The organism is Flavobacterium sp. C3NV (assembly GCF_046825355.2).
Classification (GTDB): domain Bacteria; phylum Bacteroidota; class Bacteroidia; order Flavobacteriales; family Flavobacteriaceae; genus Flavobacterium.
Map to the genome: position 1 here is coordinate 184202 of NZ_JBKQBJ020000003.1, position 22221 is coordinate 206422.

Annotated in this window: 19 protein-coding genes; 4 read left to right on the top strand and 15 right to left on the bottom strand. The window is 33.3% G+C overall.

Features of this window, described 5'->3' with window-relative positions:
• The first annotated feature begins 69 nt into the window (after window positions 1-69).
• Window positions 70-1614, top strand: a complete 1545-nt coding sequence (locus tag ACIDC4_RS05975) for a hypothetical protein (RefSeq protein ID WP_412042176.1) — start codon at window positions 70-72, stop codon at window positions 1612-1614.
• Between the two features lie 197 nt (window positions 1615-1811).
• Here the strand turns inward: ACIDC4_RS05975 and ACIDC4_RS05980 are convergent, their stop codons facing one another.
• Window positions 1812-3467, bottom strand: coding sequence for a M1 family metallopeptidase (locus ACIDC4_RS05980; RefSeq protein ID WP_412042177.1), 1656 nt, complete (start codon window positions 3465-3467; stop codon window positions 1812-1814).
• A 180-nt stretch (window positions 3468-3647) separates the two neighbouring features.
• Here ACIDC4_RS05980 and ACIDC4_RS05985 point away from each other — a divergent pair, with 180 nt between their 5' ends.
• Window positions 3648-4346, top strand: coding sequence for a carbohydrate-binding family 9-like protein (locus ACIDC4_RS05985; protein ID WP_412042178.1), 699 nt, complete (start codon window positions 3648-3650; stop codon window positions 4344-4346).
• Window positions 4347-4522: 176 nt separating this feature from the next.
• Here the strand turns inward: ACIDC4_RS05985 and ACIDC4_RS05990 are convergent, their stop codons facing one another.
• From ACIDC4_RS05990 to ACIDC4_RS06040, 11 genes are all read right to left on the bottom strand, one after another.
• Entirely contained in the window at window positions 4523-5128 is a 606-nt protein-coding gene (locus tag ACIDC4_RS05990; protein WP_412042179.1) for a hypothetical protein, read from the bottom strand.
• Between the two features lie 116 nt (window positions 5129-5244).
• Entirely contained in the window at window positions 5245-5847 is a 603-nt protein-coding gene (gene hisIE / locus ACIDC4_RS05995; protein WP_412042372.1) for a bifunctional phosphoribosyl-AMP cyclohydrolase/phosphoribosyl-ATP diphosphatase HisIE, read from the bottom strand.
• Between the two features lie 148 nt (window positions 5848-5995).
• Complete coding sequence (gene hisF, locus ACIDC4_RS06000; RefSeq protein ID WP_412042180.1) at window positions 5996-6751, bottom strand: imidazole glycerol phosphate synthase subunit HisF; 756 nt, start codon at window positions 6749-6751, stop codon at window positions 5996-5998.
• 103 nt (window positions 6752-6854) lie between these two features.
• Window positions 6855-7580 (bottom strand): 1-(5-phosphoribosyl)-5-[(5-phosphoribosylamino)methylideneamino]imidazole-4-carboxamide isomerase, encoded by a 726-nt coding sequence (hisA, locus tag ACIDC4_RS06005; RefSeq protein WP_412042181.1) that lies wholly within the window; start codon window positions 7578-7580, stop codon window positions 6855-6857.
• A 120-nt stretch (window positions 7581-7700) separates the two neighbouring features.
• Window positions 7701-8282: an imidazole glycerol phosphate synthase subunit HisH gene (hisH, locus tag ACIDC4_RS06010; protein WP_412042182.1), complete on the bottom strand. Its 582-nt coding sequence runs from the start codon at window positions 8280-8282 to the stop codon at window positions 7701-7703.
• 70 nt (window positions 8283-8352) lie between these two features.
• On the bottom strand, window positions 8353-9489 hold the full coding sequence (gene hisB, locus ACIDC4_RS06015; RefSeq protein WP_412042183.1) for a bifunctional histidinol-phosphatase/imidazoleglycerol-phosphate dehydratase HisB: 1137 nt from the start codon (window positions 9487-9489) through the stop codon (window positions 8353-8355).
• Window positions 9490-9605: 116 nt separating this feature from the next.
• Window positions 9606-10652, bottom strand: a complete 1047-nt coding sequence (hisC, locus tag ACIDC4_RS06020; protein ID WP_412042184.1) for a histidinol-phosphate transaminase — start codon at window positions 10650-10652, stop codon at window positions 9606-9608.
• 112 nt (window positions 10653-10764) lie between these two features.
• Window positions 10765-12048 carry a histidinol dehydrogenase gene (gene hisD / locus ACIDC4_RS06025; protein WP_412042185.1) on the bottom strand — a complete coding sequence of 428 codons (1284 nt, stop codon included), beginning with the start codon at window positions 12046-12048 and terminating at the stop codon, window positions 10765-10767.
• A 189-nt stretch (window positions 12049-12237) separates the two neighbouring features.
• Window positions 12238-13095, bottom strand: coding sequence for an ATP phosphoribosyltransferase (hisG, locus tag ACIDC4_RS06030; RefSeq protein ID WP_115845717.1), 858 nt, complete (start codon window positions 13093-13095; stop codon window positions 12238-12240).
• A gap of 308 nt (window positions 13096-13403) precedes the next feature.
• Window positions 13404-14804: a sensor histidine kinase gene (locus ACIDC4_RS06035; protein ID WP_412042186.1), complete on the bottom strand. Its 1401-nt coding sequence runs from the start codon at window positions 14802-14804 to the stop codon at window positions 13404-13406.
• A complete protein-coding gene (locus ACIDC4_RS06040; RefSeq protein ID WP_412042187.1) occupies window positions 14805-15470 on the bottom strand; it encodes a response regulator transcription factor in 666 nt (221 codons plus the stop codon). It abuts the gene before it with no gap.
• 199 nt (window positions 15471-15669) lie between these two features.
• Here ACIDC4_RS06040 and ACIDC4_RS06045 point away from each other — a divergent pair, with 199 nt between their 5' ends.
• Window positions 15670-17760 carry an LTA synthase family protein gene (locus ACIDC4_RS06045; protein WP_412042188.1) on the top strand — a complete coding sequence of 697 codons (2091 nt, stop codon included), beginning with the start codon at window positions 15670-15672 and terminating at the stop codon, window positions 17758-17760.
• Between the two features lie 330 nt (window positions 17761-18090).
• Here the strand turns inward: ACIDC4_RS06045 and ACIDC4_RS06050 are convergent, their stop codons facing one another.
• The gene (locus ACIDC4_RS06050) at window positions 18091-19089 is read right to left on the bottom strand and encodes a zinc dependent phospholipase C family protein (RefSeq protein ID WP_412042189.1); all 999 of its coding nucleotides are present in this window, start codon (window positions 19087-19089) and stop codon (window positions 18091-18093) included.
• 174 nt (window positions 19090-19263) lie between these two features.
• Between ACIDC4_RS06050 and ACIDC4_RS06055 the strand changes: the two genes are divergently transcribed.
• Complete coding sequence (locus ACIDC4_RS06055) at window positions 19264-20217, top strand: hypothetical protein (RefSeq protein ID WP_412042190.1); 954 nt, start codon at window positions 19264-19266, stop codon at window positions 20215-20217.
• A gap of 10 nt (window positions 20218-20227) precedes the next feature.
• Here ACIDC4_RS06055 and ACIDC4_RS06060 read toward each other — a convergent pair whose 3' ends face one another.
• The gene (locus tag ACIDC4_RS06060; RefSeq protein WP_412042191.1) at window positions 20228-21193 is read right to left on the bottom strand and encodes a YeiH family protein; all 966 of its coding nucleotides are present in this window, start codon (window positions 21191-21193) and stop codon (window positions 20228-20230) included.
• Window positions 21194-21266: 73 nt separating this feature from the next.
• Window positions 21267-22163 carry a LysR family transcriptional regulator gene (locus ACIDC4_RS06065; protein ID WP_412042192.1) on the bottom strand — a complete coding sequence of 299 codons (897 nt, stop codon included), beginning with the start codon at window positions 22161-22163 and terminating at the stop codon, window positions 21267-21269.
• Between the last annotated feature and the right edge of the window lie 58 nt (window positions 22164-22221).

Consider the following 22221-nt stretch of genomic DNA (forward strand, 5'->3'; position numbering starts at 1 on the left):
CTGTTCATAAAGCAATTTATCACGTATTAAATAATTAACAATCAATAAGTTATACTATTATATTTTACAATGGCTAACCATCAAAAAGATTTCTTATTTGTATTAATAAAATCACTTTCTAAATCCGAAAAAAGACAGTTTAAGATTTTTGCAAGCCGTTTAGAGACGAGTTCAAATACGAAATTCATCGAATTATTCAATATCTTAGATAAATCTGAAAACTACGATGAAAAGCTTATTCTTAAGAGCGGGATCATTAAAAAAGTACAGTTATCTAACTTAAAATCATACTTATACAAGCAAATTCTGGTAAGTATTCGACTGAACATTCCTAGTCAGAACATTCGTTATCAATTGCGCGAACAAATAGATTTTGCCGGTATCCTATATAATAAAGGTTTATATAAACAGAGTTTGAAGATTCTGGATAAGACAAAAATCATTGCACTTGAAAATGATGAGAAATATATGGCGTATGAGATTGTCGAGTTCGAAAAACTAATCGAATCGCAATATATTACCCGAAGTATTCAGGGACGTGCCGATGAATTGGTTATTCAGGCCAAAGAATTAAACTATCGAAATACCATCTCAAGTAAATTATCGAATTTGTCGCTTCAGCTTTACGGAATCATGCTTAAAACAGGTTACGTTAAAAATGATGAGGAATATAAATACATTGATGATTATTTCAACAAACATATTGCCAAGTTAGACGAAAGCAAGTTTGGATTTCGCGAAAAGTATTGGTTTTATAATGCTAATTTATGGCGTAGTTTTCTTGTTCAGGATTTTCTGGCAAGTTATAAATATGCCTATAAATGGGTAACGTTGTTTTATGACAACCAAAATATGATTTATCAGAATCCGGTATTTTTTCTTAAAGGAAATCATTACTTTCTGGAATCTTTATATATGTTGAAATACAAATCGAATTTCAAAAAATACCTTTCTCTTTTAGAAGAAACAATTCAGGATGAAAAATTCCCTGTAAATGACAACATTGCATCGCTATCATTTCTATACGTTTACAACAATAAGCTGAATTTGCACATTCTGGAGGGCACGTTTGCCGAAAGCGAATATTTGATTCCGGAGATTTTAGATAAGATAAAAATTCATAGCGAACATCTTGATGAGCATCACGAAATGTTATTTTTCTATAAAATAGCCTCTATTTATTTTGGAAACGAAAAGTATAATGAATGCATCCTTTATCTGGATAAAATCATTAATAATAAAAACTTATCAATGCGAGAGGATTTAATGTGTTTTGCGAGACTACTGTCTTTAATTGCGCATTATGAGCTTGGAAAAGATTATTATCTTGAAAATCATCTTAAAAACACCTATAAGTTTCTAATAAAAATGAATGATCTTCATGAGGTTCAAAAAGAAATTATCAAGTTTTTAAGAAATCTAAACAACTTATATCCTGCAGATATCAAAAAAGAATTCATCAAAATGCGTTTGCGTTTTATTGAATTAGAAAAGAATACTTATGAAAAAAGAGCTTTTCTTTATTTAGATATTATTTCATGGCTTGAAAGCAAAATCGAGAATAGAAAAATTGCTGATATTATTAAAGAAAAAGCGAAGTTGAATAGTCGATAAAAAGTGAAAAACCAATTCTTTTAAATTCCAAATTCCAATAAAAAGATCCCAAATCCTAAATGGTTTGCGTCCCAACCTTTGTCAAAGTTTAAAACTTTGACAAAGGTCTTTGCGTAAAGTTATCGAATAAAAAAAATCCCAAACTCCAGTTAAGAATTGGAATTTGGGATTTTAAAAATTTTGGAATTTCAAAAAAGTTACTCCACAATATTAGAAGTAGTAACATAGAAATCCTTATCAACTATAACTTTTCTATCTTCATTATTTGTCTTTTCTGATTTCCATTCTGTTGTTGGTTTTAGCCAAATATCTTCACCATTCAAATTCACTTTTACCGGCATATCAAACTTAGCTACACAATTTGTCCAGTGGTATCCAAAAGATCCGTCTTTGAACATATATTCAAAAACAGGAATTTGAGTTGTGGTCAAATATTGGGCATAAACCCTGTTGAAGTTAATTCCCGATTGTGTATTGATGTAATCCTGGATTTGTTTTCCGGTAACAGTTTGATGATAAAAAGTACTGTTTAAACCTCTTAAAATAGATTTCCATTTTGCATCATCATTGATAATCTGGCGCATCATGTGCAGCATACTTGCTCCTTTTGGATACATATCGCCTGATCCTTCATTGTTTACATCATAGTTACCAATAATTGGCTTATCGTTTTTGATACCTTTTCTGCAGCCAATGATGTATTCTGCAGCAGCGTCTTTTCCGTAATAATATTCAAGGAAAAGACTTTCAGAATAGTTGGTAAAACTTTCGTGTACCCACATATCAGCGATATCTTTATAAGTGATATTATTAGCAAACCATTCGTGTCCGGACTCATGAATAATGATAAAATCAAATTTCAATCCCCATCCCGTTCCGCTTAAATCACGGCCTAAATAACCGTTTTTGTAGCCATTTCCGTAAGTTACGCTACTTTGATGTTCCATTCCTAAATAAGGAGCTTCAACCAATTTATAGCTGTCTTCGTAAAAAGGATACGGTCCAAACCAGTTTTCAAACGCTTTAAGCATTTTCGGGGCATCCTTGAATTGCTCTTTGGCTACAGCCAAATTATAACTCAAAACATAATAATTACAATCTAAATCGCCTTTTTCTCCTTTAAATTTCTCTGAGAAGTTTACGTAATCACCAATATTAATGTTTACACCATAATTATTAATTGGGTTCGAAACATACCAATTAAAGGTTTTGGTTCCGTCTTTTTCCTTTTTAACGCTTTGCAGTCTTCCGTTTGAAACATCAGTCAAATGTCCGGGAACATTCACACTAATCAGCATATTTTCGACTTCATCATACATATGGTCTTTGTTTGGCCACCAAACGCTGGCGCCAAGACCCTGACAAGATGAAGCAATAAAATCTTTTCCGTTTTTGTCTTTCTTCCAGGTAATTCCGCCATCCCACGGTGGATTTACTGCTTCTTTTGGTTTTCCTCCAAATGAAATAACGATTTCTTTAGTTTCCCCAATTTTTTGGGCAGCTGTTAATTCAATAAAAAAGGCATTTCCGTCTCTTTCAAATTTCAGTTCTTTGCCATCCTGAATCACTTTGTAGATTTGCATAGGTTCCTGCAAATCAATCTGCATTTTATTATAAGCTGTCAAAACAGTATAACGGACAGTATTTGACCCCTTAATCGTTTTTTCTTTTGGATCTACTTTTACATCTAAATGATAATATTTTAAATCCCACCAAGCGCGTTCTTTTGTAATGCTTCCGCGTAAAGTATCCTGATGTGTAAAAACCGTTTCAGACTTATTCAAAAGTCCTTGTGCATTGGCATTAAAACCAATTAAAAAGGCGATAAAAACGCCACCAAAGTATTTTTTCATACCAAATAAATATTTGCTTTTAATCGAAATAAAAAAGGCATTTCAACCTCTTTAAGCTTCAACAAATGTAAACATTCGAATCAAGTTTTAAATGATTTTATATTCCCGATTCGGAAAATTTAATGTTAAAATTCATTTATTCTTCTTTATTTTAGCCAATCAAATTCATTTATGTTATTTATGAAAATCAGTCCAATCGTCGTGTTTTTAAGTTTTATGTGTTCGATCACAAATTATTCGCAAAATATTGCCGTTCACAAAACGAATGACGAGATAAAAATTGATGGAGATTTAACGGATTGGAAAACTCCATTTTTAGGTCCGTTTGTTATTCATAATTCCAGAGAAAATGCTGCTCAAAATACTTTTGTTTCACTTTCGTGGAATGATGAAAACCTATATATCGCCTATCGTTCTACAGATTCTAAAATAATTGGCACGCCTCAAAAAAAAGATGCTTCGATTTTTACTACTGATGATTTAGTCGAATTTTTTATTGATCCTGATGGCGACGGCCAAAATTATATCGAAATTGGAGTGAATGCTTTTTCGTCTAATTATGATTTGTTGCTAAAATGTATTTCACCCAATTGTGGCGGTTGGAATACCGCTATGAGTTTTGATATTGCAGGATTAGAAACCGTAAGTAAAATTACTCCCGAAGGTTATAATACCGAAATTAAAATTCCTTTTGCCAGCTTACAAAATATTAAAAACGGCAATTTTACTCCGCCAAAAACAGGAACAAAATGGAGAGGAAATGCTTTTAGAATTGATTACGGTAACACAACAGAATACCTTGCATTACAATATTATAAGAGTTTAAAATATGGATTTCATCAACCGGAAGAATTTGCGGTTTTTGAGTTTGTGGAATAGCGTTGAGATGGCACGCGGATGACACGGATTCGCTTATGCGAAAACACGGATTTATACGGATTTTTTATTCTTTTTTATTAATTTCAATTTTTGTCAGACTGAGCGAAGTCGAAGTCCCGCAAAGTGATTCAATAAAAACTGAATTTTGGATTTTCGAAGTACTTTTTTTCTAATCTTTAATTGATAAATTGTGGTATCAAATTAAATTTAACTTCAGAATAAGGCAAATCATTAGCAGCTAAAAATTTAAAAACCTTATTATCTTCTTTCATTTTATAGATTTCAAATATAGACTTATTAGACTCTATATGAATATTTTGTAAAAACCTATCATTTAAATCTCCATAAACTTTATAAGTTTGTAAAAACATAGAAATTCCTTCCTTTAAAACTTGAGGATTAGTAAACTCTTTTGGAAGAAATATATTTATAAATGAATCATTATCTACATATATCTCGCCAGTGCTATCATTGATTGGGCTAAAATTACCATTAGGTGACTTTTCTAAAAACAAAATTAATCTCTGACCATTTTTTAGCTCTTTAATTCTTGGATCACAAATCCACTCATTCCAGATCGAAACCTTGATTTTTAAGGCTGATCTCCCTTTTACAAACTGGCTTATTGTAAACTCATATTCATTCTTTGAAACTTTAGAAATTGTCCCGTCAACTATTAAATCTGCCTTTGCAATAACAATTGAATAGGGCAATTCATGTTTTTTGAATCCGTAGTTTAAAGTTGGAAACAAAAATAAAAACAGGTATAAAAATAGTTTCATAAAATTATTGCTTTTAGCTAAAGTAATATTTTTTTGTCAGACTGAGCGAAGTCGAAGTCCCGCAAAGTGATTCAGCAAACGGGACTTCGACTTCGCTCAGCCTGACAAGATTGTGTTTACTTCTGACGTTTCTTCAAAACATCTACCACATCATTCAACTGAAAGCCTTTTGCTTGCAGTAAAATCAAATAATGAAATAATAAATCAGCGCTTTCGCTAAGGAATAAATCGTCATTATCATCTTTTGCTTCAATAACCACTTCTACAGCTTCTTCACCTACTTTTTGAGCTATTTTATTGATTCCTTTTTCGAATAAAGAAGCTACATAACTTTTCTCTGAATCGGCATTTTCTCTACGGGTTTTGATGGTGTTTTCTAATTGAGAAATAAAACCGTAGTTTTCTTTGTTTTCTTCCTGCCAACAAGTATCAGCCCCTGTGTGACACGTTGGTCCAACAGGTTTTGCCTGAATTAAAAGTGTATCGCCATCGCAATCATTTTTAATACTTACCAAATTCAAAAAATTACCACTCTCCTCGCCTTTTGTCCAAAGCCTTTGTTTGGATCGGCTAAAAAAAGTTACTTTTTGAGTTTCTATTGTTTTCTGAAGCGATTCTTCGTTCATATAACCCAGCATCAAAACATTCTTTGTTTCTGAATCCTGAATTATCGCCGGAATCAATCCGTGTGCACTTTTTATATCTACGTTCATTTTTATTTTAGATTTTAGTCCCGATAGCTATCGGGAAGATTTTAGATTTCTACACTCTATGATTATTTTATTTTAGAGTTCAGATTTTAGATTCTTAACATCTTTTCTAACTCTATTCTCTTTATTCTATTCTCTTTATTCTTTACTCTATTTTCTAAAGCCTAACCTCAATATCATTCTTCCTCAATTCTTCTTTCAAAGCCTTAATCTCAATTTCTTTAAAATGAAAAACACTCGCAGCTAAAGCCGCATCCGCTTTTCCTATTTTAAAGGAATCTACAAAATGCTGAATGTTTCCGGCACCTCCGGAAGCAATAATGGGAATATTGATTAACGTTGATAATTTAGCCAAGGCTTCGTTTGCAAAGCCATTTTTGGTTCCGTCGTTATCCATTGAGGTAAACAGAATTTCACCCGCACCGCGTTCTGCCACTTCTACAGCCCAATCGAATAAGTTTAGTTCAGTCGGAACTTTCCCGCCAACTAAATGTACAATCCATTGTCCGTCAATTTGTTTGGCGTCTATTGCCACAACAACGCATTGGCTCCCGAATTTCTGAGCCAAATCATTAATTAATTGTGGATTTTTTACTGCAGATGAATTGATCGAAACTTTATCAGCGCCGTTATTCAACAGAATTTCAACATCTTCAACAGATGAAATTCCACCGCCAACCGTAAAGGGAATATTGATTTTTTCCGCCACACTTCGTACCATATTCACCAACGTTTTACGACGTTCTTCTGTAGCCGAAATATCCAGAAAAACCAATTCATCAGCACCTTCCGCCGAATAAATTTCCGCCAATTCCACAGGATCGCCAGCATCACGTAAATCAACAAAGTTTACGCCTTTTACGGTTCTTCCATTTTTTATATCCAAACAAGGAATGATTCTTTTTGCTAACATTTTTTTAGTTGTTTCACTGAGATTCACGAAGATTTCACAAAGATTCGCAAAGATTTTTTTTATGAATCTTTGTGTTTTACTTTGTGCATCTTTGCGAAATAATCTACTTATTTAAAATATAATTTTCTAATTGTTTGAGAGTAATTCTGCCTTCATAAATTGCTTTTCCAATGATTGTTCCTTCACAGCCTAAGTCGGCTAATTTAGGCAATTCATCAAAAGTTGAAATTCCTCCTGATGCAATTAGTTTTACTCCAATAGCCTCTTTTAGTATTTTTTCATACAAATCAAAACTCGGGCCTTCCAGCATTCCGTCTTTTGCAATATCGGTACAAATAACATATTGAATTCCTTTTGATTGATAATCCTGAATAAACGGAATCAAATCTTCATCTGAATCTTCTAACCATCCTGAAACCGCGATTTTTTCGTCTTTGGCGTCAGCCCCAAGAATAATTTTATCAGAACCATATTCTGAAATCCATTTTTCGAAAATTTTTCTGTTTTTTACCGCGATACTTCCTCCGGTAATTTGGTTTGCACCACTTTCAAAAGCAATTTTCAAATCTTCATCGGATTTTAAACCACCGCCAAAATCAATTTTTAAAGTGGTTTGCGTCGCAATTTGTTCCAGAATTTTATAATTCACAATTTTGCTCGATTTCGCACCGTCAAGATCTACCAAATGTAAATATTCGATTCCGTGCGCTTCGAATGATTTCGCCACTTCAAGCGGATTTTCGTTGTAAATTATCTTAGTATCGTAATCGCCTTTTGACAAACGAACACATTTTCCGTCGATGATATCTATAGCTGGTATTATTCTCATTTTTTGATATTTTAGATTTTAGAGTTCAGATTTTAGATTATTGAAAAACGATTACTCTAAATTGATTTTTTAATTGAAAGTGATTTTTGATATGGTTATTGCAATTGGAATTTTAAAATTTTACATTTTTAAGAAATTTTCTAAAATCTTTTCTCCAACAGCTCCGCTTTTTTCAGGATGAAACTGAGTTCCGTAAAAATTGTCCTTTTGTAAAGCCGATGCATATTCCAATTCATAATTCGTTGTAGCAATTGCTTCATCGCAATTTGGAGCGTAAAAACTATGCACCAGATACATGAATTCATTCTCAGCAATTCCCTTAAACAAATCCGATTTTAAATCATAAATCTGATTCCATCCCATTTGTGGCACTTTTACTTTCGAAGTAAATTTAATCACATCAACATCAAAAATCCCCAAACCTTTTGTATTTCCTTCTTCAGACCAATTGCACATCAATTGCATACCGAGACAAATTCCCAAAACCGGCTGTTTCAAAGTCGGAATCAGACTATCTAAACCGCTTTCACGAAGTTTAGCCATAGCCGAACTTGCTTCGCCAACGCCAGGAAAAATCACTTTATCAGCCGCCAGAATTTCTTCCGGATTATTACTCAAAACAGCTTTAAAACCCAGTCTTTCAATAGCAAACATAATGCTCTGAATATTTCCTGCTCCGTAATTTATAATTACTATTTTCATAAAAAAAAGCTTTAAGCTTTAGGCTGTAAGCTTTAGGCCTAATGCCTATTGCCTACAGCTTATAGCGTTTTTACAACATCCCCTTCGTCGAAGGCAAAATCATTTTTTCTGTATCTCTTTTCACCGCTACTTTTATCGCTTTTGCGAAAGCTTTAAAAATAGCTTCAATTTTGTGGTGTTCGTTTGTTCCTTCAGCTTTGATGTTGATATTGGCTTTTGCGCCGTCAGAGAAGGATTTAAAGAAATGATAAAACATTTCTGTTGGCATTTTACCCACCATTTCACGTTTGAATTCGGTTTCCCAAACCAACCAGTTTCTTCCGCCGAAATCAATTGCCACTTGAGATAAACAATCATCCATTGGCAAACAGAATCCGTAACGTTCGATTCCTAATTTATTTCCTAACGCTTTAGCGAAAACTTCCCCCAAAGCAATGGCAGTATCTTCAATCGTGTGATGTTCATCGACTTCAAGATCACCTTTTACAAGGATTTCCAAATCCATCTGACCATGACGCGCAATTTGATCTAACATATGATCAAAAAAAGCGATTCCGGTTTCGATTTTACTTTTTCCCGTTCCGTCCAGATTCAAATCAATAAAAATATCGGTTTCATTCGTTTTACGCGTAATCGAAGCCGAACGTGCTTCCAATTTCAAAAACTCATAAATACGTTTCCAATCCGTTGTTTGCAGGATAATTGTGTCGTTTAATTCCTCACGTTTCGACGAAATTTCATTGCTTCCAATTCCGTCTGTCATATTCATGAAAATTGCCTTCGCTCCCAGGTTTTTCGCCAGTTCAACATCTGTTAAGCGATCTCCTAAAACAAAAGAATTCTCTAAATCATATTCAGGATTATTCAGATATTTAGTCAACATTCCCGTTCTGGGCTTGCGTGTTGGCGCATTATCTTCAGGAAAAGATCGGTCTACAAAAATCTCATCAAACAAAACGCCTTCATTTTCAAAGGCTTTCAGGATAAAATTCTGCGTTGGCCAAAACGTATCTTCCGGAAAACTATCCGTTCCCAACCCATCCTGATTGGTTACCATTGCTAATTCGTAATCTAATTCATTGGCAATTTTAACCAAATATTGAAAAGCTTTTGGATAAAATTCCAGTTTATCCAAAGCATCTAATTGTAAATTTTCTGGTTCTAAAACAATCGTTCCGTCACGATCGATAAAAAGTACTTTTTTCATAATTTATATTTTGAGAATAAAGAATATAGAGTAAAGAGAATAGACTTTTCATTCTATATCTAAAGTTGTTACATTTTTTTATTGGTTCTTTTCTCTATATTCTTTATTCTATTTTCCTATTTCAATAACTTCAATTCTCTAATTAAAACTGCATTTTCTTCCGGAATTCCAATCGTAAAACGCAGACAGTTTTCGCATAAAGGCTGAGTTGTTCTGTTGCGAATTACGATACCTTTTGCAATTAATTGATTGTATCTTTTATTAGCATCATCTACTTTTACCAGAACGAAATTAGCTTCTGTTGGATAAACTTTTTCTACAAAACTTACTTCAAGCAACACTTTAAGTAATTCTTCTCTCTGTTCAATGATAGAAGCTATTTCCTGCTTTATTTTATCTGAATCCTTCAAACGAACTATAGCTCTTTGCTGTGTTAATTCGTTGACATTATAGGGAGGTTTTATTTTATTCAAAACCGAAATCACAGCTTCAGAACCATAACAAATTCCCAAACGAATTCCGGCCAAACCATAGGCTTTTGAAAGCGTTTGTGTGATGACCAAATTTGGATATTCGTCGATTTCTGTTAGCCAGCTTTCTTTGTCCGAAAAGTCGATATACGCTTCGTCAATCACAACCAAACCTTTAAAGTTTTGAAGTAATTTCACCACGCTTTCATCAGAGAAAGAATTTCCTGTTGGGTTATTTGGCGAGCATAAAAAGATGATTTTTGTATTCTCGTCAACAGCATCTAAAATCTTATCAACCTGTGGCTGAAAATCTGTTGAAAGCAACACTTCTCTATTTTCTACCGCATTAATATTCGCCAGAACGCTGTACATTCCGTAAGTTGGCGGCAAGGAAATAATATTGTCTGTTTTTGGTTCGCAGAAAGCTCTAAAAAGCAAATCCAGAACTTCATCGCTTCCGTTTCCTAATAAAATCTGACTTGATTTTACATTATTATTCTTCGCCAAAATGGCTTTAACCGAACTCTGTTGCGGATCCGGATAACGATTCACGCCATTTTGAAACGGATTTTCATTGGCATCCAAAAAAATCATTTCGGCAGTATCAAAATCCTCAAACTCATCTCTTGCAGATGAATAAGGTTTTAATGTTTTTACATTTTCTCTTGTTATTGTATTTATATCGAATTCCATTATCTTATTTTTTAGAATATAGAGAAGAGAATAAAGAGAATAGACTTCTCACATTATCTATAATTTTTCTATTTTCTATATTCTTTGTTCTATATTCTTTGCTCTACATTCTTTACTCTAAACTCCTCAATCTCAAAGTAACCGCATTTTTATGTGCTTGCAAACCTTCGGCTTCGGCCATAACTTCAATCGCTTTACCTATGTTTTGAATTCCTTTTTCTGAGATTTTTTGGAATGTCATTGATTTCATAAAACTATCCAGATTTACTCCGCTATAATTCTTTGCGTATCCGTTTGTTGGTAATGTATGATTCGTCCCTGAGGCATAATCTCCAGCGCTTTCCGGCGTATAATTCCCAATAAAAACTGAACCTGCATTCAACACACCATTGCAATAGAAATCATCAAATTCTGAACAGATAATAAAGTGCTCCGGTCCGTATTCGTTGATTAAATCCAAGGCGATTTGATCCGTTTTAACATAAATCAGTTTTGAATTTTCGATGGCTTTTTTTGCAATTTCTTTTCTCGGAAGCGCTTCTACCTGAATTTGAACTTCTTTTTCTACAGCATCAATCAGTTTTTTTGAAGTTGAAACCAGAATAACCTGACTGTCAGTTCCGTGTTCTGCCTGAGACAATAAATCAGAAGCTACAAACGCAGGAACGGCAGTATCATCTGCCACAACCAACAATTCTGAAGGACCTGCCGGCATATCAATTGCTACTCCAAATTGTGTTGCCAATTGTTTTGCCACCGTTACAAACTGATTTCCGGGTCCGAAAATCTTGTATACTTTAGGGATTGATTTTGTACCGAATGTCATTCCTGCAATCGCCTGAATTCCGCCTACTTTTAGTATTTTGGTTACACCACACAATTTAGCAGCATATAAAATGGCAGGATTTATTTTTCCGGTTTTATCCGGTGGTGAACATAAAACAATTTCTTTACAACCCGCAATTTCAGCAGGAACTGCCAACATTAAAACCGTTGAAAATAAAGGTGCCGTTCCGCCCGGAATATACAAACCAATTTTTTGAATCGGTCTTTTCTCTTGCCAGCAATTTACGCCCTCAGTAGTTTCTATTAAAATTCGATCTGTTTTTTGAGCAGTATGAAACTTGTAAATATTTGCTTTTGCTAACTGAATTGCCTCTTTTAATTCAGTAGAAATTGAATTAACGGCTTCCTGAATTTCTTCTGATGAAACTTGGTAATTTTCTAAAGCAATTCCGTCAAAGATTGAAGTGTATTTTGCAACGGCTTCATCTCCTTTTTTCTGTACTTCTTTGAATATTTCTTTTACCGTAACTTCGATATCATCGATGGTTTTGGTTGGTCTTTTTAATATTTCTGACCAGGTTTCTGGTTTTGGATTGTCTATCTTATTCATAATATTTTATATTAAATTCCAAATGCTGTGTGGGTTTTAACCGCAAAGAGCGCAAGGTTTTTTTACTTTTCTTTGACTTTCTTTGTAAATATTAAGTTCGCAAAGCTGTTGTCGAAGTTTGGAATTTGGAATTTTTACATTGAAATTTTGAATCTTTTGGAATTTGGAATTTTTATATTGGAATTTCTTTTAAAGCACCATTTTCTCAATTGGACAAACTAATATTCCTTCGGCTCCGGCTTCTTTTAGTTTATCGATTACGTCCCAGAAAGTATCTTTATCGATTACGGAGTGAACGCTGCTCCATCCTTCCTGCGCCAGTGGCAAAACGGTTAAACTTCTTAAAACCGGCAAGATTTTACCAATTTCATCGATTTTATCGTTGGGAACGTTCATCAGAATATATTTTGAATTTCTCGCTCTTAAAACAGATTGTATTCTGAATTTTAGAGTATCGATGTGTTTCTGAATTTCAGGAGAAACTTTTGGAGAAACGGCCAAAACAGCTTCGCTTTTCAGGATTACTTCTACTTCTCTTAAATTATTTTTGAATAAAGTGCTGCCGCTTGAAACGATATCGACAATAGCATCGGCAAGACCAATGTTTGGGGCGATTTCTACAGAACCTGAAATTTGGTGAATATCAACTGATAGTCCAAAAGAGCTGAAATATTCATTTACTGTATTTGGGTAAGAAGTAGCGATACGCAAACCTGCTAAATCCTGAATCGAATTGTATTCGAAGGTTTTAGGAACGGCAACAGAAACCTTACATTTTGAAAATCCTAGTTTCTGAATCACTTCGATATGCTTTCCTTTTTCTACCAAAAGATTATCACCAACGATAGCAAGATCTACTACTCCATCAATTAAATATTGAGGAATATCTGAATTTCTTAAATATAAAACTTCAAGAGGAAAATTTGAGGCTTCGGCTTTTAGCTGATCGTTTCCGTTGTTGATCGAAATACCGCAATCTTTTAAGATTTGAATGCTGTCTTCGTTTAAACGACCTGATTTTTGAATTGCAATTTTTAACGTACTCATTTTTTTAGTTTTTGTTGGATTAATAGTTTGAGTACAAAGAATTGGTATAAAAAAACCCGTTTGATGTACTCAAACGGGTTTTAAAATATGATGATTTACATGCATACCATTAACACATCGCCTGAGAGCAATAATGAAAATGATGATGATGTAATTGAATTGAAATCATGATTTGTGTTGTGTTTTATTCTTTGATTCGGTTGCAAATATACTAGTTAATTTCATAAAAAAACAATTTTTAATTTAACTTAACTATAGTTTATTGTTAAAAAAAAGCCCGTGCCTTTATTTTATTAGATTTTTTCAATTTACGATAACGTTTTCATATTATCGTTAAAACTGAGTACAACAGTAGTTCCTACTCCTATCTCGCTATCGATTTTAAACTTAATATGAAGCAGTTCTGTAATTCTTTTTACAATAGACAAACCTAAGCCAGTTCCTTTAATCTCCGGATGATCTGTTGAATTGGATCTGAAAAACGGATTAAATATAGCTTCTAAATCATGTTGCTCAATTCCGATTCCGTTGTCTGAAATTTTACAGACTATTTTTTCGTTTTGTTTCGAAAGTAAAATAGTTACTTCCCCGTCTTTGTTTGTGTATTTTACTGCATTCGAAATAATATTTCTCAAAATCGTAATCACTAAAAAGTTATCAGATTGAATATAATAGTCCTCCTGCGCATCAAATTTAATCTTGATTTTTTGACGGTTTATTTTCTCTGAATTCAAGGTAAGAACATCCAAAATAAGGGAATTCAAATAAACAGATTCTGTCTTGATATTTTTGCTTTGGTTTTCAAAACGAGCCATTAATAACAGCTGATCTACCAGCATATTTAAGTGGTCCACTTCTTTTATGCAGTAATTAATTTTCTCTTCGTATTCCTTATTATCACGTGGTTTACGAATTAGCACTTCAAGTGTTCCTTTAATAACTGTAAGCGGTGTTCTTAGTTCATGAGAAGCATCAGAAGTAAATTGTTTTTCGCGTTCGATTGCGTCTTCAATACGGTTAAGAAGGTTATTTATTGTTTTAGAAAGCGTGTATAATTCGTCTCTGGTTTTGGGCAGCGGAATACGCGTTTTTAGATTATCTTTCGTAATAATTTTTGAGGTATTGATTATTGCATTTATAGGTTTTATACTTCGGCCGGCAAAGAATCTGGCAATAAAAAACAACAGCAATAAAATTCCTAAAAACGACAAACTCATAATATCAAACAAATTGTTTAATACCATTTTCGAATCTGACAAAGACATTGCTACAATAACATATCCTATTTTTTTGTTTCTGATATGCAGCGGAACCTGAATTTGCCTGATATCATGATCGCCCATTTTAGTATCAAACAATTCAAAATCTTCTACTGAATCATTAAATTTAAGTGTTTGTGTTTTAAGGTTGGGCGCTTTTTCTGTAATATTCTTATTTACATCCAGAAACTCAACAAATACAGGGTTTACATCTACTGTATTGTGCTCGCGTTCGTTCCATTCTTCTTCATCGATAAGGATTACTTTACCATCGACTTCTTTAATTTCTTCTTGATGATTCTGAATTTCAACCTTTATTTTTTCATCAATATGATTGTAAACGGTATGTTTTACAATAGAATAAATTACCGAAAAAACGACTACAATTAATAAGCCTGTGGTAATAATATAGTTTAAGGCAATTCTGTTTTTAAAAGAAAGCTGTATCATTTATAAGTCGTTAGCGATATAACCAATCCCGCGAATGGTTTTTATATAATCTTCTTCAATTTTTAAATTGAGTTTTTTTCGAATAGCGTTCATAAAAACATCAATTACACCGGTATCATATTCGAAATTAATCTCCCAAACGTCTTTTAAGATTTGATTTCGGGTACAAACTTTTCCTTTATTTTTTATCAGATAAGTCAGTAATTCAAATTCACGCTGGGTTAGCGCTATTTCATCCTGATTTTTAAGAACAATATGTTTTGATAAATCAATTTTGATGACACCTAAAGTTAAAATCTCTGAGCCTTTTTGATTTCTAAAATGAATTTTTATTCTCTCTACCAGTTCTTCAAAGCTAAAGGGCTTTTTTATATAATCGTTTGCTCCTGCTTTTAAGCCTTCGATCGTTTCCTGAACGGTATCTTTTGCGGTTAAAAAAATAATTGGAGTGGTTTGATCTTTAATCCTGATTGCTTTGCACAAATCTAAACCGTTAATTTTAGGAAGCATCCAATCGAGTAAAATCAAATCAAATTTCTGATTCTGAATCAATTCAAAACCTTTTGAACCATCATTTGCGGTGGTTATCTGATAGCCTTCTTCCTGTAAACCCTGCTGCAAAAACTGAACAATTCCTAACTCGTCTTCGACTATTAAAATATGCATTGGCCTTTTTTAATTAAGATTATATCTTCTTTTTATTATTCAAAGATAGATATTTTAGCTTTTAGAAATTGCTTAAAACCATTAGAATAGGAAAAACAACTTCATCTTAAGTAAACTTTAAGTTTACACTAAGCAAGGTAAAAGCATAACTTCATCTGGAACTAATTTATCGCCATTAATTTTGTAGAAAATTTATTTCATGACTTTTTACAAGAAGCTTTCTCCTTTTTACAATCTAACTTTGTTTTATTGTATCATCAGTTTTCTATTAAGAATAGTTTTATTATTTCACCCGATTACACAAAGTTCATTTACGATTCTTGAGTGTCTGAAAATCTTTGGTTTAGGATTTATTTCAGATGTATTCATTTTTATTGTTGCAAGTGTTTTTTTATGGCTTTATCTTATTTTTATTTCTAATGCTAAATACAATAAACCATCGGGCTATATTATTCTGGGCATTTTTATTGCGCTGTTTCTTTATGTCGCATCGGGAAAAAGTATTTTTGATGAGTACGGAGGCGCTTTGCCAAGAATTATTTTAATTTTTATCGGAATTAAAACAGCGCTTTTTGCTTTGTTACTTTTTCTTCCAAAACTAAGAGACAAAATCAGGTACTGGTTATTTGCTTTTGTCATTTTCCTATACGTTTTACTAATCCTGCAAAACGGAATAAGTGAGTATTTTTTCTGGAATGAATTTGGCGTGAAATACAATTTCATTGCTGTTAATTATTTGATTTACACCAATGAAGTTATCGGGAACATCATGCAGTCTTATCCAGTAATTCCAATATTTTCTGTTTTGTTTCTGGTAACGGCCATATTTACTTATTTCATTGTTAAAAGGTCTCGCAATTATATTGATGCGATTCCGTCTGTAACAGATAAATTGAAAATTACCGGAGTTTACGTTGTATTATTTATGATCTCTTTGGTAGCAATTCCTACACTGGCAAAAACTGAAAATTCCAGAAATGTTTTTGTGAATGAATTGCAGGCTAATGGTTTGTATAAATTTTATCTTGCTTTTGAAAACAATAAACTTGATTATTTTAAATTCTACAAAACACTTCCGGCAGAAAAAGCATTTAACCTTTTAAGACAACAGCTTCCTGGTATTTCAGGAGAAAATACGAAAAGAAACATTACGGGTGATTCTCTTGAAAATCATAAAAATGTGGTATTGATTACAATAGAAAGTTTAAGCGCTGAATACATGAAAATGTACGAAAATAAAGAAAACATTACGCCTTTTCTGGATAGTTTAGCTCAAAAAAGCTTGCAGTTTACGAATCTTTATGCGGCAGGAAACAGAACGGTTCGCGGACTGGAAGCGGTTACTTTATGTTTACCGCCTACGGCAGGCGAAAGTGTTCTAAAAAGAGAAGACAATAAAAACAAATTTTCGACCGGAGCAATTTTCAAAAAACGCAATTACAATGTAAAATTCATGTATGGCGGAGATGCTTTTTTTGATAACATGCAGGATTTCTATTCCGGAAATGGTTATGACATTGTAGATAAATCCAGTTTTTCGCCTGAAGAAGTTACTTTCGAGAATGTTTGGGGAGTTTGTGACGAGGATATGTACAACAAAGCAATTAAGGTGATGAATGCCGAAGCAAAGGAAAACAAACCTTTCTTTAATCATATTATGACAGTGAGCAACCACAGGCCTTTTACGTACCCAAATAATAAAATTGACATTCCGGGTGATATTAAATCGCGTGACGGCGGTGTTAAGTATACCGATTATTCGCTTAGAAAATTCTTTGCAATGGCGAGTAAACAACATTGGTTTAAGAATACTGTTTTTGTCATTGTTGCAGATCATTGTGCGTCGAGCGCAGGAAAAACACAACTTCCGTTGGACAAGTACAGAATTCCGGCTTTTATTTATGACCCAACAGCCCAACCTGAAAAATGTAATAAACTGATGTCGCAAATTGATCTTATGCCAACGCTTTTTGGTTTATTGCATTTTAGTTATGAAAGTAAGTTTTTTGGTCAGGATGTTTTGAAACCGGATTACAAACCGCGCGCTTTTATTGCTACTTATCAGGATTTGGGATTAATAAAAGATAATGTTCTGACCATTTTATCGCCTAAACAGCAAGTAAAACAGTTTAAACTAAAACCAGAATCAAAAGATGGTATTACGCCGGAATATCAAATTGATTATAACGAAAAATGCATGAAAACAGAAAGAACTGATTTGGTAAATGAAACAATTTCCTTTTATCAAACCGCTTCGGATATGCTGAAGAAAAAGAAATATCAGAAATAAATAAAATTCAAAATTTAAAATTTAAAAATTGATGGCGGGATGGCGCGCGGATGACTCGGATTTAAATGATTTACGCTGGTTTTATTTTTTTGCAATGCCTGTTTGTTATCTCTTGGTTTAAAAATTAAAGATCTTATGGAAACGAGTGCTCTAGCCCTGATAGAAGCGGTATCCTTTTATTTTTTTTCTTTAGAAAAAATAAAAGATACAAGCGTATAGCAGGAAATAGCTCCTAAAACTTCAGCTTTGCTTATATAAAACACTAAAAAAGCCTCAAATTCAAATGAATCTGAGGCTTTTTTTATATGTAAACTGAGACTGAAAACTGTCTTAGTCGTTTTGGTTTTTAAGTCCAAATAAGTTTCCTTGTTGAAACAACTTTTGATCGTCTTTTAATGACTGATAGTTTCTTTGTGTTACAGAAGGCGCATCTAAGTCGCTCAAATCTGGTTTTCCGGCGTTTACCCATGCAGTGTACCAAAAACTTGCAGTTGCTGTAATGGCTTTTCTCATTTGGCTTTCTACCATTCCGTTTAATTGTTCGTGTAGTTTCTTAGCGTAATCATCAGAAAAAACAGCTGTATTGTATTTACTTTTCAATACTTTTCCGTCAGCATCCATTTTAAAAACCTGGCTTTCCGGAGTAGCAGTTCTTAGTTTTTTATCGATGTCTAATAACGGTTTGGCTAAACTATGTGTGTCATTAATCATGTCCCAGGTTGCTTTATGAACATCTTCGTAATATTGAGCCTGAGGAACGTTTAACTTGTAATTTTTAGCAAATAACTCCGGTAATCTGCTTTCCCAAAGTGAATGAATTCCTTTTTGGTCGCTTAATTGTCCGTCATGATTGGCAGAAGTATGCAACGGCATATGTGCATCGCCAATATAATGACCTAAATCTGCAGCAAGAAACAAGATTTCTGCTCTGTTTTTATCTTTAAACGCTTTGGTTAATTTTACCATCATATCTTCGATATACCAAGGTAAAATTCCATTATCGTTTAGGAATTTAGCATCGTATTTTTTCTTTGCGGCTTCCATGGTTTGTGGTATACTGTCTACAGCACCAAAATTTTCCATGTCAAAATAATGCCTTGGGTTTTCATCTTTATAATTTAAAGCATATTTACGAATATCCGGAACTGATGCTTCTTGTGTAATAAAATCAATGTGGTTGTAAAAAAACACTTGTATTGATTGAGGTAAAGCCATTACTGCTGCTTTATTAATACGCTCATGGCCAACGATTCCCCATGATAGTGTCAAAAATCCAATAGCTAATACGAATAGGGCGATTAGTCTTGGCTTCATTCTAAAGTTTTTCATTTGTATTTTGTTTGAGGGTGCAAATTTATCCCATTTAAACTGAATTCAAAACAATAGTAGCTATTATTGTTATAATTTAATTCCTTTTAATTTTGAAAGCATTTTTGTGATATCAGTTCATATCAAAAGTTTCTTTGTAAATTCGTTTTGTTTTTTATTATAAAATTTAAATTTATGCGCCCTACTTATTTAAGTATTGTTTTCTTTTTAATTACTTCTGTTTGTGTTGCCCAAGACGATATTATTCAACTTAAATCTGTTAGCGACACTATTTTAAATCCTAAAAGAACCTTAAAGATAGCTGATCCTTTTGATGGTGTAAAAACCATGCAAAAGCTGTTTCCGGGTAAACTATATAAACTTTCTGATAACAATACTTTTTTGAGCTGGAAATGCAAAAGCTGTAAACCTACTGCTTATACTGACGTAAATGGTGTCGAAGGGGATCAAATGTTTCCGTACGAAAGAGGCGTTGCAACCAGAATACTTGAAAATATTGCTTATAAAGATTCTAAAGGAAATGAATTTAGATTGTTATTTTTTAACCATTCAAATTATGATGAAGACGGACTGCAAACCGGAAGATTTTCGGGTGGTTTGATTGGTGTTGCCAAGTTTGCAAAAAATGATAAAGTTTGGGAAATGAGATCTTTTCAGTCCGGAGTTGCTGCTTTTGGTGCTTTTGCCCAGGCTCCAAAACCTAAGCTTGTAGAAATTGGCGAAGACCAATATGCTTTTACTTTATTACATGTAAATGGTGGCGGTGGCGGACCTTTTGAAGGAACTCTTTATCTTATTGCCGGACTTGACGGTAAATATCAGCCTATTATGGAGGTTAACAACTATCAACTTACCAATGTGGCAAGTTTAAAATGGTCGAGCTCGTATAAAGTTGTAAATGATAACGGTAAGAAACATTTTAGAGATATTATTATAAAAACAAATGGCACGTTTAGCAAGGCAGCGAAAGCGAATGACGAATTTGAGGCAGATCCGCCTGAAGAAATAGCTGCAATGGCGAAATCAAAAAAACAATTTAATTTTGAGATTGAAAAACGCTTTTCATTTAAAGGTAAGTTTTACAAAATGATCGACAAGCCAATTGTTAAGTTTTCGAATGTAAAGTAAATTTTATTATTTAATTCAAATATAAAATTGAAGCCAAACCTAAACCAGCAATAAAGATCCAAAGAAAAACTCCCTGAAGCAAAGGCTTTACTCCTACTGCCTTTAAGGTATTTGTATTTAATGTTGCGCCAATTAAAAACAAAGTGATTGTTAAACCAATTTTAGCAACACTAACAATATAAGGCGCAATAACAGCCGTTTGAGGAACATAAGAATTGAATAACATTGCCAGAATAAACAAACCAATAAAGTATGGGATTTTTATTTTTTGAGATTTATTCTTGAAAATAAAAGCTGTTAAAAGAGAAATTGGAATGATCCACAATGCTCTGGCCAGTTTTACGGTTGTGGCAATTTGCAAGGCTTCGGCTCCGTATTTATTCGCAGCACCTACAACTGAACTGGTGTCGTGAATGGCAATAGCGCACCATAAACCAAATTCTTTTTGAGACAAATCGAGCTGATGCCCTATAAACGGAAAAACAAACAATGCAATTGAATTTAGAATAAAAATAACTCCCAAAGCTATTGAGGTTTGATTTTCGTTTGATTTGATTACGGGAGAAATGGCCGCAATGGCACTTCCGCCACAAATGGCTGTTCCGCAAGAGATTAAATGCGATGTTTTTTTATCGGTTTTAAGCCATTTTCCTAAAAATGTACCTAATATCAATGTACTAAAAATTGAGAATATTGTAAGCAAAAAACCTTCTTTTCCAGCTGAAATTGCTGCTGTAGCGTTCATTCCGAAGCCTAAACCTATAACCGAGAATTGTAATAAATACGTAATCGCAATGTGGTTGAATGCTACAAATGGATTCCCAAAAACATTTACCATAACCACACCTAACAATAAGGCGATTGGCGGAGAAATAATCGAAAATAAACACAATACAATTATTAAGGCAAAAATGGCTTGCTGCAGGTAAAGATTAATTTCGAATAAATGTGATGCGGTATGTTGTTTCGTTTTCAAAATAAGGAATTTGATATTTCCTTACAAAGGTCTGCCCTTTACACGATATTCACCAATCTTAAATTACAATCGGCTATAACTCTAAGTTATAATAACTAGATATATTTTGAATAAAAAGCTCTGACAAGGAATCGGATTTTCCTAATAAGGTGATGATATAGAAATAACGTTCGATAGATAAGTTCTCAACATCCAAAACTATTAATTCGTTATTTTTAAGCTCTTTATCCACCGCGTGTATTGACATAAAGGCAAAACAATCTGAGTTTAATAAATACGATTTTATGCTTTCTGTAGATCCTAATTGCATTTCGATTTGCAAATCGGTAATTTTGAAATCAATTTGTTTTAAGGCATATTCTATAACTTCAAGTGTTCCTGAACCACGTTCGCGTGTTATGAATTTCATTGCTTTTAAATCCTCAAGCGAGATTTCGTTTTGTTTTACCAAAGGATTTTTGGTATTGCAAACTAAAACCAATTCGTCTTTTAAAAACGGAATATACTTAATCGACTGATTTTTAGACTGCCCCTCTACAATTCCGATTTCGATTTCTTTGTTGATTAAGGCATTTTCGATTTGTTCTGTATTTCCGTTCAACAAATTGACTTTGATTTCTTGCTGTTTTTGATGAAAACGCGCTAAAACTGGCGAAATAATATATTGCGAAATGGTTGTACTTGCTCCTAACCGTAATAATCCCTGGCGTTCGCTGATAAAGGAGCTCATATCAAAGTCGATTTCGCGATAGATTTCGAAGATATTTTTGGTATGTTTTAGCAGAATTTCCCCTGCAGGAGTTAGTGCAATTTTAGAACCATTACGTTCGAAAAGTTTGGTTTTATAGGTTTCCTCAAGTTCCTGAATGTGTTTAGAAACCGCTGGCTGCGAGATGTACAATTCTGTTGCCGCCTTAGTAAAATTAAGTCGGAGTGCAACGGTGTAGAATACTTTTAGCCTAAAATCCATAATCATAATTTTTTAATTCGTAATCCACTTTCCTACACAATATTTCTTGCAATAAAAT